Genomic DNA, 12684 nt, shown 5'->3' on the forward strand with positions numbered 1-12684 from the left:
ATTTCACTCAAAGCTTATATAAGATAAGCTATTAATTGTATTAAAAAACTTGAAAAAAGGTGAGAGGTTGGAAGAAGAGCAACAAATTAGGGTAAGAATACCAAAAAAAGAAGAAAATGAAATTTTGGGAATTATAGAGCAGATGTTAGGAGCAAGTAGAGTTAGAGTTAGATGTATGGATGGGAAAACAAGGTTAGGAAGAATTCCAGGAAGATTGAAGCATAGAATATGGATAAAAGAGGGAGATGTGGTTATAGTTAAACCCTGGGAAGTTCAGGGAGATGAAAAATGTGACATTATTTGGAGATACACAAAGACACAGGTTGAGTGGTTGAGGAGGAAAGGATACTTAGATGAGATCTTATAATTTTGGGACTACTATTTTAAATTTATCAATATTCTTAATCTCACAGATATCTCCATATAGTGATTTTAGAACTTCCTCAGTTAAAGTTTCCTGAGGGTTTCCATAAGCAAGTATTCTCTTTTTATGCAACACAATAACCTTATCACAGAACCACATCATTAGGTTAGGGTCATGAACACTAACAATAATTGACATCCCACTCTTAGCCAACTTCTTTAAAATATTCCAAATCTTTAATTGATTTCTAAAGTCCAATGCTGAGGTAGGCTCATCTAAAACCATAACCTCAGTTTCCTGAGCCAATGCTCTGGCTAATAAAACTAACTGTCTCTGGCCACCACTTAAGTCAGTGTATGGTTTATCAGCAAGGTTTATAACACCAATGGCTTCCATAGCCTTAATAGCCTTATCAACATCTTCCTTTTTTGGTCCAAATATTCCATTTAAGTGGGGAGTCCTTCCCATTAAAACTACTTCTTTAACTAAGTAGGGAAAAGGAGGTTTATGCTCTTGAGGGACATAAGCTATTAACTTAGCAATCTTCTCTATAGGCATTTTTGTAATATCTTGCCCATTAACATGTATTTCTCCTCTATTTGGCTTTAAAAAGCCAATTATGCACTTAAATAAAGTTGATTTTCCAGCTCCATTGGGGCCAAATATAGCACACAGTTCTCCTTTATTCACTACAAAGGATATATCTTTTAAAACTTCATGCTCTCCATAGCTATAGCTTAAATTTTTAACTTCTAACATATCATTAATCTCCTCCAAAAAATTGGGTTTTCTTTGATCTCAACAAGTATATTAAATAAGGAGCTCCTAAAATAGAGGTTACAATCCCTAAAGGAACTTCTCCAGTAGTTATGGTTCTTGCTATGGTGTCACAAATTATTAGAAAGATTCCTCCAAGTATTGCAGACATTGGTAGCAAAAATCTATGATCTGGCCCAAGTATTAAACGAGAAGCATGAGGGATCATTAATCCTACCCATCCAATAATCCCAGCAACAGAAACAGCTAATGAAGTTATAAATGTTGATAAAATAATTAAAATTATCTTTAGCCTTTCAGTATTTATTCCCAAAGCTCTTGCTTCCTCATCTCCAAGAGATAAAATATTTAATTTCCAAGAGTAGGACATTATTGCCAAAATTCCAAGAGGGATTAGTAGGCCCACACTATAAACATCCTTCCAACCAACATGGTAGAGCCCTCCCATTATCCAAAATACTATAGCCTTTAGTTGGGCCTCACTTGCAAAATATTGGAAGATAGCTACAAGTGCATTAAAGAATGATCCTAAGATGACTCCAGCAAGTAGTAAGGTTACTAATGGAGTTCTTCCTCTAACCCTTGCTAATGAATAAGTGGCAAAGACTGCAATCATTCCAAATATAAAGGCTGAAATCTGTGCTGATAGTGGAATAAAAGAGTACATAATGGATAAAGCTGCCCCAAAGGCTGCTCCAGCTGAAACTCCAAGTATAAAAGGGCTAACTAATGGGTTTCTAAAAACTCCCTGATAAGTAGCTCCTGAAGTGGCTAAAGCCATTCCTATTAACATTCCAACAATAACCCTTGGTACTCTAATGTCCCAGACTATTGTATTGTAAATTCCTGTAATTTCCTTACCAAAAATATGGGCTATTAAAACTTTAAATACTTCATTTATTGGGACATTATAAGCTCCAACACTTATGGAAATTAACATAGTTGCAAATAAAAGAAAAGCTGAGAAACCAATTATAAAAATTTTTGATCTGTAACTAAAATCAACCATTCTATGTCACCAAAAAAGATTTTTTTGAAAAAAAGAGATTAGTGAGGATTTCCTCTATATCTTTGAGCTTTTATAGCCTCTTGTAATGTATTATCATCCAGCTTATAGAGCTCTTTATATAGCTTAATCTCCTCTTTATCAGGGTCTATATCTGTAAATCTCTCTGGGTAGAGAGTTTTAGCTTCTCTTAATAAGCCTATAGGGAACTCTATTGTTGCTCTCCATTCAGTGATTCCTAAGCTACCAACTTTCCTATTTTTAATAGCATTTATATCCTGAACTAATTTCCAGTTAAATCCAGTATCTTTACCTTCATAAACTTCTTCTGGACTTACATATCCAGCATGGCCTAAGATAATTAAAGCATCAGGGTTTAATTTTAAAACTTGCTCAGGAGATGTTTTTAACCATCTACCCTCTTTTAGAACATTCTTCCCATGAACTATTTCCTCTAAGAAATAGGACTGGATAGTTCCAGGTCCTAACATGTAGTCAGGAGTTGCAAATAGCAAGACCCTTGGTCTTTTGTCTTCAGGAATATCCTTTGTTCTGTCAGATATTAGCTTAACATAATTGTTTAAATAGTTGATTAGATCATCAGCTTCTTTCTCTTTGTTAAAGATTTGTCCCAATATTCTTATCTCTTCCCACATGGTTTTTACATCTGGCTTGTCAAATGATGTTGGATGGAGTAATATAACAACTGGAATATTCATTTCATCCAACTTCTGAATCATATCTTTGTATCTATCTTCCCTTTCCTTATTGGTGACAAATGCTCTAATTATTACAACATCAGGCTTTGTAGAAGCTAAGGTTTCATAATTTATCTCTTTTGAACTTCCAACATCAACTATATTTTCAATTCTTGGACAAATAACTCTTAAAAATTCATTTTTCTTTTGTGAGTGATCAACAGCTACAACTCTGTCATCCATATCCCAGATCTTTAAAACCTTAATATATGTTCCTGTGAAGTCAATTAGAGCTACCCTTTCCACATTATTTTTAATTTTAACATCTCTTCCCCACATGTCTTTAACAACTTTGTAATTCTCCATCTCTACCTTATTTCCAACTTGTTCTTTAGTATCTATAGCCTCTTTTTCTTGGGTTGTGCATCCACATAACATACCTATAAGAGCTCCACATAGTAATAATATTATTAATGCTCTTATGCTCAAAAATCTCACCTTTCTCTCATATTATAAGAAAAAGTATGAGAAAATTAATGATTATTATTAAATATAAACCTTACTATTTAGTTTAAATAATAATTAGTTATTTTAAATTCATCAGTATAGATTTTTATACTTCAAAAGAGATTTAATTATTAATAATATTGGAGGATGATAAGATAGAAGAAGAATTTAAATTAGATGGAAAGGAAGAGCTTAAATTAGATAGAGAATATCAAAAGAAGATTATTGAGAGGGAAAGAAAATTTTTTGAAGAATTTAAGACTTTTAATGAAGTGTTTGATCAGAGGACTTTAAAAACTCTCTTCAGTTTATTAGCTGGGAAGCACTTAACAGAGTTTATAGGGGTTGTTAGCTCTGGGAAAGAGGCTGTAGTTTTTAAAGCAAGGAAGGGAAAATTTTACAGGGCTGTTAAGGTTTATAGGGTAGCTACTTGTGACTTTAAAACTATGATCAAGTATTTACAAGGGGATCCAAGGATACATGTTAGGAGAAGTAGTAGAAGAATGATAGTTCATGCCTGGGTTGAGAAGGAATTTAGAAATTTAAAGAGAGCTTCAGAAATTATAAATGCTCCTAAGGCAAGGTTAAGGAGAGAGAATGTCTTAGTTATGGACTTTGTTGGCTATAGAGGAGAGCCAGCTCCTAAGTTGAAGGATGTAACTCTTGAGTGGGAGGGATGTTTTAAAGAGATTAGGGAGAGTATGAAAAAGCTATATGAAGAGGGGGAGTTAGTCCATGGGGATTTAAGTGAGTATAACATTTTAGTTAAAGATAACTCTCCTGTCTTCATAGACTTCTCTCAGAGTGTTACTATTCAACATCCTTTAGCTCAGCCCTTACTAATTAGAGATTGTATAAATATCTGTAGCTTTTTCAAGAAAAAGGGAGTTTCTTGTAACTATAAAGAGCTATATAAATATATAACTGGGAAGGACATAAATCCTGTAGATGAGATGATGATTAAACAACTTTAAGGTGATTTTTATGGTTTTTAATAGAGTTGGTGAAGCTACAAATGTTGAAATTATTAAAGTTCCTAAGGATAGGATAGGGGTTTTAATAGGAAAGGGTGGAGAGGTTAAAAAAAGAATTGAAGATGAGCTAAAGGTTAAAATAAAGATTGATGCTGATGGCACTGTTACTATTTACTCTAAAAATAATGAAGATCCCTTAGCCCTTTGGAAGGCTAAAGATATTGTTAAGGCTATAGCAAGAGGCTTTAATCCAGAGATAGCCTTAAGGTTGTTAAGTGATGACTATGTCTTAGAGATTATAAATATTGAAGACTATGCTAAGTCAGAGAATAGCTTAAGGAGGTTAAAGGGAAGGGTTATAGGAAAGGAGGGAAAGTCAAGGAGATACATAGAAGAGCTAACTGGAGCAAGTGTTTCAGTCTATGGGAAAACTGTTTCTATTGTAGGGGAAGCTGATCAGGTTCAGATAGCTAAAGAAGCTGTAGAGATGCTCTTAAGAGGGGCCTCTCATTCAAGAACTTACAAGTTCTTAGAGAGAGAAAGACAGAAGTTGAAAGAAGCTAACTTCAAGCTCTGGAAGAAAAAGAGTGAAGTAGATGAATTATATGAAAAGCTTTACAAGGGTGAGGAGGAATGATTGATACACATACACACTTAGACACAAGAGGGTTAGAGGATTTGGAGTTAATGGCTCTAACCTTAGAGAAAGTTGTTACTTTAGCCCATGATCCCTTTGAGATGAAAACCTTGGATGTTTGGGAAGTTCATTTAAATAAAGTTTTGAGTGAGATAAAGAGAGGGGGAAAGGTTGGCTTAGATGTCTATGTATGCTTAGGGATACATCCAAGGGCTATTCCTCCAAGTGTTGATGAAGCTATAAAGCTCTTGGAGAAGTATATAAAGTTGGATAAAGTTGTAGCCATTGGAGAGATAGGCTTAGAGAAAGGGGATAAGAAAGAGGAGGAAGCCTTTATAAAGCAGGTAGAGTTTGCTAACAAAGTTGGCTATCCTATAGTTGTCCATACTCCAAGAAGAAATAAGGAAGAGATAACAAAGAAGATTTTAGAGCTTCTACAAACTTTTAATTTAAAGGTTGATGTTGTCATTGATCATTGTAACAAGGAGATAATAAATAGTGTATTAGACCAAGGATACTATGCTGGCTTAACAGTCCAGCCAGGGAAATTAACAGCTGATGAAGCCCTTAACTTAATAAAGGATAATTTAGATTTCTCAGATAAGATTATGTTGAACTCTGACACTTCCTCAAACTATTCAGATGTCTTAGCTGTTCCTAAAACAGTGTTAAAGATGAAGTTAGAGGGGATAGATAAAGAGGTTATAGAAAAAATAGCTAAGAAAAATGCTGAATCATTCTTCAAATTTTAGAGTGGGAAATTATGAACACCTATGGAGATATGTTTAGAGTTACAGTCTTTGGAGAGAGTCATGGAAAAGCTGTTGGAGCTGTTGTAGATGGCTGTCCAGCTAACTTACCTTTAAGTAAGGAGGATATACAGAAAGAGCTCAACAAAAGAAGGCCTGGGCAGAGTATATTTACAACTCCAAGGAAGGAAGAGGATGAGGTTGAAATTCTTTCTGGCCTATTTGAAGGGAAAACTACAGGCTCTCCAATCTGTGCTTTAGTTTATAATAAACATATGAGGCCAAAGGACTATGAAAAATTAAAAGATACTCCAAGACCAGGACATGCTGACCTAACTTACAAATTAAAATATAAAAATTATGACTACAGAGGTGGAGGTAGAGCAAGTGGAAGGGTTACAGTTGGACATGTCATTGGTGGAGCTATAGCTAAGAAGCTCTTACAATACACTTACAACATAAAGATATTGGCTTACACCATAAAGGTGGGTAAGATAGAGGGAGACTTTAGTTATTACAAAAAGCCAGAGATCTTTGAAAATCAGGAATCTTTAAAGAGTTTGGAAAGTAAGATATGGGAAAATCCTTTAAGATGTCCAAGCTCTAACTATAAGGAGATGGAAGAGTATGTTTTAAAAGCTATGGAAGAGAAGGATAGTGTCGGAGGAGTTGTAGAAATTGTTGCTTTAAATGTGCCTATTGGAGTTGGAAACCCTATTTTCAATAAGTTAAATGGAGAGTTAGCAAGAGGATTAATGAGTATAAATGCTGTGAAGGGAGTAGAGATAGGAGTAGGATTTAAATGCTCTGAACTCTATGGTAGTGAGATGAATGATGAAATGTACTTTGATGATGAAAAAAATATTAGATTTAGAAGTAATAACTGTGGTGGAACCTTAGGAGGAATAAGTTGTGGAACTCCAATAGTGTTAAGAATTGCTGTTAAACCAACCCCATCTATTGGAAAAAAGCAGAGAACTATCAATTTAAAAAGCTTTGAGAATACTGAGATAGAGATTGAAGGAAGGCATGACCCTATTATAGTCCCAAGGATTGTTCCAATAGCTGAGGCTATGGTTGCTGTAACACTGGCTGATCTAATGATAAAGGGAGGCTTTATTCATCCATGCTGCTTATAATTCTCTCAAGCTCTTTTAAGAAATCTTTATAATTATTTATCCCTACAGGAATCTCAATTTTATGCTTAATATTAACATATTTTAAGAGCTCTTCCATTAATATTCCTCTTCCCTCTCTTAATCCATCCTTTGTTTCAGTTTTAAAGATCCCACAGGTTGGAGAGCCTTCAATTCCTATTAATAGGAATTTATAGCCATCTTTCTCATATTCTCTTATATACTTAAATATATTTTTTAGTAATTCTCTACACAGCTCTCTATACTCTTCAGTATCATACTCCTCTTTAACCCTTCCCTCTCTATTGATTCCTAAGTATATAAGTTCAGGACAGGGTAATTGAATAATTCCAAAATCATTTTTTATTAATAGGCTAACAACTTCCTTAAAAGAGCCTTTAACTCTTCTTAGGGATTTTACTACACTATTTTGGTTTAATATGCAGTGTGAAACTATAGCTATCCTCATCTTATCCCTTTTTTAGCTTCTAAGATGGCTCCAACACAACAAACTATTTGTGGCTCTTCTGGGATTAAAAGATGTCTATCTAACTTCTCCTCAAGAAGCTCAGCTAAAACCTTATTCTTTGCCACTCCTCCACTAAATACTATATTATTTATCTTTAATTTCTTAACCATAGGAACTATCCTATTACAAATACTTTCATAAACTCCCATTAGTATCTCTTCCTTAGGAACATTCTTAGCCAATAAGGAGATAATTTCACTCTCTGCAAAGACTGCACACATTGAAGAGATCTTAGCTACATTTTTAGATTTGTATTTATTTATATTGTCTATATCTATTTTTAAAATCTCTAAGACTTTCTCTAAAAACTTCCCTGTGCCAGCTGCACACTTGTCAGAGAGGATAAAGTCTTTAACACTTCCATCCTTGTCAATTTTTATAACCTTACTGTCCTGTCCTCCTATGTCAATAACTCCATCAGCTTCCTTAAAAAAATAGTTAGCCCCTCTTCCTAAGGCAATAACTTCAGGAACAACCTTATCAGCAAACTCTACCTTATGCCTTCCATAACCAGTAGCTACTACCTTTTTAACATTATATTTAGCTTTAAATTTATTAACTTCTTTTAAAAGTTCTTCTTCATTGAGGGAAACACCAAAATTCTCTATTTTATAGTCAACAATTTTATTGTTATCCATAACTACCATCTTTGTGGTTGTAGAGCCAACATCCACTCCTAAGATCATTATAACCACCTTGGATATTAGAAAATCTAATAGCAAAATTTAAAAATATTGCTAACATTTATCAATATAGAAGTTACTTAAAAATTTTTTGTGTGATAGTGATGGAGCTAAATGCAATCAAAAAATTGATGGAAAAATTTTCCAAAAGAAAGGAACAGTTATATAAGCAAAAAGAAGAAGGAAAAAAAGTTTTTGGAATGTTCTGTGCTTATGTACCCATTGAGCTAATCTTAGCCTCTAATGCTATTCCTGTTGGACTATGTGGAGGGAAAAATGACACAATTCCAATAGCTGAAGAAGACCTTCCAAGAAACCTCTGTCCTCTAATAAAATCTTCCTATGGATTTAAGAAAGCTAAGTCTTGTCCTTATTTTGAAGCTGCTGATGTCATTATTGGAGAAACTACATGTGATGGGAAAAAGAAAATGTTTGAACTTTTAGGAAGAATGGTTAAAATGCATGTTATGTTCCTCCCATGCATGAAAACAGAGAAGGCTAAAGAATTGTGGGTTGAAGAAGTAAAAAAATTAAAGGAACTAATTGAAAAAGAAACTAAAAATACAATTACTGAAGAAAAATTAAAAGAAGCTGTTGAGAAAGTAAATAAAATGAGGAAGCTCTTTTATAGGCTATATGAGTTAAGGGCTAATGTGCCTACACCAATTAGAGGATTAGACACTTTAAAATTATTCCAATTTGCCTACCTCTTAGATATAGATGACACTATTGAAATCTTAGAAGAGCTTATAGAAGAGTTAGAGGAGAGAGTTAAGAGAGGAGAAGGATATAGTGGTAAAAGAATCTTAATAACTGGCTGTCCTATGGTTGCTGGGAATAGTAAGATAGTTGAGATCATAGAAGAGGTTGGTGGAGTGGTTGTTGGAGAAGAGAGTTGTACAGGAACAAGATTCTTTGAGAATTTAGTTGAAGAGCCAACTATTGAAGGTATAGCAGAGAGATATTTAAAAATCCCATGTGCTTGTATGTATAACAATGATGAGAGAATAGAAAATATTAAAAGGCTGGTTAAGGAGCTAAAAGTTGATGGAGTTGTTTATTACACCTTACAGTATTGTCATACCTTCAATATTGAGGGAGCAAGAGTTGAAGAAGAGCTTAAGAAGGAGGGAATCCCTATTATTAGGATAGAAACAGACTACTCTGAAAGTGACAGAGAGCAGTTAAAAACAAGATTAGAGGCATTCATTGAGATGATCTAATTTTTATTTTTTATAAAAAATAAAAAATTTATCCAAAAATTCCTGAAGCTTTTAAAGATAAGAATAAATTTATTATTCCCATAATCAAAGTGGCATAAATCAACAACTTTAGTTTAAAAACTTCTTTAGTAATTAATTCTTGATTCTTTGATAAGGTTTTTAAGGATGTAAATAGAGTTTCTATTTTTTTACTATTGTTTTTTAAAGTGGTTTCAAGTATGTTATATTTATTATTTATGCTCTTTGATGTAAGGTCAAAGTTGTTCTTTAAGTTGTTGAACTCATTTTTTATCATTAGGACATCATCTTTAGTATTTTCCAAAGAGTTTTTAACCTCATCTAAGATAGAGAGATAATAATTTAATTTTTTTGAGAGAGAATTTATTTCATTCATTGATATATCTATCTTTTCATTAGTTATCTTTAAACCATAGTGAATTTCATTAATATATGAATTCAAATCTGAAATAAGACTATCTAATTTTGATATTATATCATCTAAAATAAACTCTGTTTCAGACACCTTTCTTTTGTTATCAATTTCTTCTAACAACTTTGATATCCAATCCACATCTTTTTGAGCCATACAACAACCCCCTTAAACAAGCAGTACAAAAAAGTAAATTTAAATAATTGTTCAATAACTCAAATTGTTCAAACAAATATATATTTTTTAAGGTGAAACCTATGGGTTGGGATAATGCTCCATCTCACATCTGTAGAGGAGGAGATCTAAGAGGTTTAGCTTTCTGTTGCCCTCCTATAAAGTATTGTCCAATACACCAAGCTCTTCAGATACTAAAGATAAGCCCTGAAGAGTTTATAAAGATAAAGGAAGAGTTTGGGAAGAGAACAAAATTAGGAGTTGGAGAGAACACTTGTTTCCACTCTTTGGTTTGGTGTTGTAAGATAACAAAGCCATGCCCATATAGAGATTATGAGTTAAAGAGAAATAATATCTCTCCAGATGAGTATATGGAGTTAAAGAAGAAGTTGGCTGAAGAAATTTTAAGAAATAGTAGATTCTTTAAAGAGGCTGTTGAAGCCTTTGTTAAGAGAGGAGTTAGTAGGGAGTTAGCTGAAAAAGCCTTATTAGAAACAGGAGATTTAAAAAAAGCTTATGAGTTAATTAAAAGAAGTTTGGGAACTCAAGAATAGTTTTTAAGACTAACTCAGATGTCTTCTTTAAATCTCTTTTGTCAATAACTTCAACTGGAGTATGTATATACCTTGCTGGCACTGAAATAACTCCTGTAGGAATTCCCTCCCTTGCTAAATGTATGGCTGTAGCGTCAGTTGTTCCTCCCTCTCCAACTTCCCACTGAACCTCTATATTATACTTTAAAGAAACCTCTTCTATAAGCTCTAAAACCCTTGGATGAGCTATTAAACCTCTTCCAGAGGCATCAACTATGCCAACAACTGGCCCCTTGCCAAGCTCAACAGGAGCATCTTCTTTTTTAATCCCTGGATGATCCCCAGATATAGTAACATCTAAAGCTATAGCCATGTCTGGATTAAGCTTAAAGGCTGAAACCTTGGCTCCCTTTAGTCCAACCTCTTCCTGAACTGTTCCAACAGCATAGACTTTAAAGTCTAAGTCATCAGGTAAGTTTCTCATAACATCAAGTAAGATTGAGCATCCAACTCTGTCATCAAAGGCTTTCCCTGTTAACCTATGCTTTCCAAGCTCATGAACCTCAGTTAAGAAGGAAACCCATGTTCCTATTCTAACCCCCATCTCCATGGCTTCCTCTCTACTCTCTGCACCAATGTCTATGAACATGTCTTCATATTTTATTAATTTATTTCTCTCTTCCTCTTTCATTCTATGAGGAGGCTTAGAGCCAAGAACCCCTATTATATCTCCTTTCCTTCCATGAACTACAACCTTCTGGTTTAGAATTGTTGGATCATAGATTCCTCCTATCTTGGTGAACTTTAAAAATCCATTGTCATCAATATACTTAACCATTAATCCAATCTCATCCATGTGTGCAGCAAGCATTAAGCTCTTCTCTCCTTCTCCCTTCTTAGCTATTAAATTTCCAAACTTATCTATTTCAACTTCACAATATTTTTCAAGCTCTTCCTTCATGAACTCTCTAACACTGTCCTCTCTTCCAGAGATCCCATGAAGCTCTGAAAGTTTTTTAAGATACTCTATAACCATCCTCTCTCACCACCCTATGAATCTTTAAAATTCTATTAACTTCCCTCTCCTTGGCTCTAAATGTTATTATCCTCTTCCCCTCTTCCTCAATATCTTCAATTATCTCAGTATTTTGATATAAGAAGGAAACAACCTTAGGATTGTTTGTTTCAATAACTCCAATTGATAAGTTCAATTTATCTAAAATAAGGTTCTTTAACCTCTCAATTCCCTCTCCAGTCTTAGCTGAAACAAAGATAGGATTAACTATATATCTTTCTAATTTAGTTAATATCTCTTCCCTCTTCTCCTCAGTTATTAAGTCACACTTGTTAAAAACTGTGATTATTGGAGATTTACAATTAACCTTCTCTAAGATTTCATGGTTAACCTTTAACTTCCTCTCTATCTCTTCAATGTCTTCAGAGGCATCAATAACCAATAAGATTAAGTCAGAGTCTGAACTCTCTTCAATTGTGGATAAAAAAGCCTCTATCATGAATGGAGGTAGGTCATCCATAAACCCAACTGTATCAGTAACTAATATCTTCCTCTTTATTCCTCTTATTCTCCTTGTTGTTGTAGACAGTGTAGTAAATACTTGATTTTTAGCCTCTTTTTTTTCTCCACATAGTATATTTAATAAAGAGGTTTTCCCTGCATTTGTATATCCCACTAAGCCAACAGAGTCAAACTTTTCCCTTCCCTTTCTTGCTATCCTTCTATGCTCTCTAAGCTTTTCCAACTTCTTTTTTATACTTGCTATTTCTCTCTTAACCTTTTGGTAGTATCTCTCAACTTCATAATCCCCATATCCCATAAACCCTGGCTGTTCTCCTTTCTTAGCTAACCTAACCTTTTCCTTAGCCCTTGGAAGTTCATACTGTAGCTCAGCTAACTTAACCTGAAGCTGAGCCTCTTTAGTCCTTGCATGCTTCTGGAAGATTTGTAAAACTAACTCTATCTTATCAATAACTTCAACTTTAAACTCCTTAGCCAAATTATATTTCTGAGTTGGAGACAGTTGGTTACCAAACACAACTATGTCAATGTTGTTCTCTCTAACATAATTTTTAATTTTCTCCACCAAACCCTTACCAATCTGAAACTTAGCATCAGGCTTTCTTATCTGAACAAAGCTCTTAACAGGATTGTAGAGAACTTTAACCAACTCTTCTAACTCCTCTAAACTCTTCTTATCCATCTTATTATCTTTCCTTAAAACAATGACTGCTTTAATAAGCTGATC

15 protein-coding genes are annotated in these 12684 nt (G+C 33.9%); 7 read left to right on the forward strand and 8 right to left on the reverse strand.

The window, feature by feature from the left end:
- Positions 1-67 precede the first annotated feature (67 nt).
- Positions 68-367: a translation initiation factor eIF-1A gene (eif1A, locus tag METIN_RS03565; RefSeq protein ID WP_013100129.1), complete on the forward strand. Its 300-nt coding sequence runs from the start codon at positions 68-70 to the stop codon at positions 365-367.
- Here eif1A and METIN_RS03570 read toward each other — a convergent pair.
- Genes METIN_RS03570 through METIN_RS03580 form a run of 3 tightly spaced genes read right to left on the reverse strand, consistent with a single transcriptional unit; the run spans position 362 to position 3334 of the window.
- The gene (locus METIN_RS03570) at positions 362-1123 is read right to left on the reverse strand and encodes an ABC transporter ATP-binding protein (protein ID WP_013100130.1); all 762 of its coding nucleotides are present in this window, start codon (positions 1121-1123) and stop codon (positions 362-364) included. The genes eif1A and METIN_RS03570 overlap by 6 nt on opposite strands.
- Before the next feature lie 4 nt (positions 1124-1127).
- Positions 1128-2150 carry a FecCD family ABC transporter permease gene (locus METIN_RS03575; protein WP_013100131.1) on the reverse strand — a complete coding sequence of 341 codons (1023 nt, stop codon included), beginning with the start codon at positions 2148-2150 and terminating at the stop codon, positions 1128-1130.
- A 38-nt stretch (positions 2151-2188) separates the two neighbouring features.
- Positions 2189-3334, reverse strand: coding sequence for an ABC transporter substrate-binding protein (locus METIN_RS03580; RefSeq protein ID WP_013100132.1), 1146 nt, complete (start codon positions 3332-3334; stop codon positions 2189-2191).
- Between the two features lie 158 nt (positions 3335-3492).
- On the opposite strand from METIN_RS03580, the gene METIN_RS03585 reads away from it, so the two are divergent.
- The 4 genes from METIN_RS03585 to aroC are packed head-to-tail and all read left to right on the forward strand — an operon-like array spanning position 3493 to position 6851.
- Entirely contained in the window at positions 3493-4326 is an 834-nt protein-coding gene (locus METIN_RS03585; RefSeq protein ID WP_013100133.1) for a serine protein kinase RIO, read from the forward strand.
- Positions 4327-4336: 10 nt separating this feature from the next.
- Entirely contained in the window at positions 4337-4963 is a 627-nt protein-coding gene (locus METIN_RS03590; protein ID WP_013100134.1) for a KH domain-containing protein, read from the forward strand.
- Complete coding sequence (locus tag METIN_RS03595; RefSeq protein WP_013100135.1) at positions 4960-5715, forward strand: TatD family hydrolase; 756 nt, start codon at positions 4960-4962, stop codon at positions 5713-5715. Before METIN_RS03590 ends, METIN_RS03595 begins: the two co-directional genes overlap by 4 nt.
- Positions 5716-5726: 11 nt before the next feature.
- Positions 5727-6851 carry a chorismate synthase gene (gene aroC, locus METIN_RS03600; protein WP_013100136.1) on the forward strand — a complete coding sequence of 375 codons (1125 nt, stop codon included), beginning with the start codon at positions 5727-5729 and terminating at the stop codon, positions 6849-6851.
- On the opposite strand, the gene METIN_RS03605 is transcribed toward aroC, so the two are convergent.
- Complete coding sequence (locus METIN_RS03605) at positions 6829-7317, reverse strand: CD3072 family TudS-related putative desulfidase (protein ID WP_013100137.1); 489 nt, start codon at positions 7315-7317, stop codon at positions 6829-6831. The two genes, aroC and METIN_RS03605, sit on opposite strands and share 23 nt — an antisense overlap.
- Complete coding sequence (locus METIN_RS03610) at positions 7314-8063, reverse strand: acyl-CoA dehydratase activase (RefSeq protein ID WP_013100138.1); 750 nt, start codon at positions 8061-8063, stop codon at positions 7314-7316. The genes METIN_RS03605 and METIN_RS03610 overlap by 4 nt, the downstream gene beginning before the upstream one ends.
- Before the next feature lie 101 nt (positions 8064-8164).
- Here METIN_RS03610 and METIN_RS03615 point away from each other — a divergent pair, with 101 nt between their 5' ends.
- Positions 8165-9283 (forward strand): double-cubane-cluster-containing anaerobic reductase, encoded by a 1119-nt coding sequence (locus METIN_RS03615; RefSeq protein WP_013100139.1) that lies wholly within the window; start codon positions 8165-8167, stop codon positions 9281-9283.
- 28 nt (positions 9284-9311) lie between these two features.
- On the opposite strand, the gene METIN_RS03620 is transcribed toward METIN_RS03615, so the two are convergent.
- Positions 9312-9869, reverse strand: coding sequence for a hypothetical protein (locus tag METIN_RS03620; protein WP_013100140.1), 558 nt, complete (start codon positions 9867-9869; stop codon positions 9312-9314).
- A gap of 101 nt (positions 9870-9970) precedes the next feature.
- Here METIN_RS03620 and METIN_RS03625 point away from each other — a divergent pair, with 101 nt between their 5' ends.
- A complete protein-coding gene (locus tag METIN_RS03625; protein WP_013100141.1) occupies positions 9971-10441 on the forward strand; it encodes a methanogenesis marker 9 domain-containing protein in 471 nt (156 codons plus the stop codon).
- On the opposite strand, the gene METIN_RS03630 is transcribed toward METIN_RS03625, so the two are convergent.
- Positions 10413-11456 (reverse strand): M42 family metallopeptidase, encoded by a 1044-nt coding sequence (locus METIN_RS03630; RefSeq protein WP_013100142.1) that lies wholly within the window; start codon positions 11454-11456, stop codon positions 10413-10415. The two genes, METIN_RS03625 and METIN_RS03630, sit on opposite strands and share 29 nt — an antisense overlap.
- Positions 11437-12675, reverse strand: a complete 1239-nt coding sequence (gene hflX / locus METIN_RS03635; RefSeq protein WP_269479003.1) for a GTPase HflX — start codon at positions 12673-12675, stop codon at positions 11437-11439. The genes METIN_RS03630 and hflX overlap by 20 nt, the downstream gene beginning before the upstream one ends.
- Positions 12676-12684: the final 9 nt, after the last annotated feature.

It is taken from the genome of Methanocaldococcus infernus ME, from assembly GCF_000092305.1.
Taxonomy (GTDB): domain Archaea; phylum AGJL01; class Methanococci; order Methanococcales; family Methanocaldococcaceae; genus Methanocaldococcus; species Methanocaldococcus infernus.

Bases quoted from the DNA above. Each gene is read 5' to 3' on its own strand.
- METIN_RS03610 (WP_013100138.1), bottom strand. From the start codon at position 8,063: ATGATCTTAGGAGTGGATGTTGGCTCTACAACCACAAAGATGGTAGTT.
- METIN_RS03590 (WP_013100134.1), top strand. From the start codon at position 4,337: ATGGTTTTTAATAGAGTTGGTGAAGCTACAAATGTTGAAATTATTAAA.
- METIN_RS03615 (WP_013100139.1), top strand. From the start codon at position 8,165: ATGGAGCTAAATGCAATCAAAAAATTGATGGAAAAATTTTCCAAAAGA.
- METIN_RS03605 (WP_013100137.1), bottom strand. From the start codon at position 7,317: ATGAGGATAGCTATAGTTTCACACTGCATATTAAACCAAAATAGTGTA.
- METIN_RS03595 (WP_013100135.1), top strand. From the start codon at position 4,960: ATGATTGATACACATACACACTTAGACACAAGAGGGTTAGAGGATTTG.
- METIN_RS03570 (WP_013100130.1), bottom strand. From the start codon at position 1,123: ATGTTAGAAGTTAAAAATTTAAGCTATAGCTATGGAGAGCATGAAGTT.
- METIN_RS03620 (WP_013100140.1), bottom strand. From the start codon at position 9,869: ATGGCTCAAAAAGATGTGGATTGGATATCAAAGTTGTTAGAAGAAATT.
- METIN_RS03575 (WP_013100131.1), bottom strand. From the start codon at position 2,150: ATGGTTGATTTTAGTTACAGATCAAAAATTTTTATAATTGGTTTCTCA.
- METIN_RS03625 (WP_013100141.1), top strand. From the start codon at position 9,971: ATGGGTTGGGATAATGCTCCATCTCACATCTGTAGAGGAGGAGATCTA.
- aroC (WP_013100136.1), top strand. From the start codon at position 5,727: ATGAACACCTATGGAGATATGTTTAGAGTTACAGTCTTTGGAGAGAGT.
- METIN_RS03630 (WP_013100142.1), bottom strand. From the start codon at position 11,456: ATGGTTATAGAGTATCTTAAAAAACTTTCAGAGCTTCATGGGATCTCT.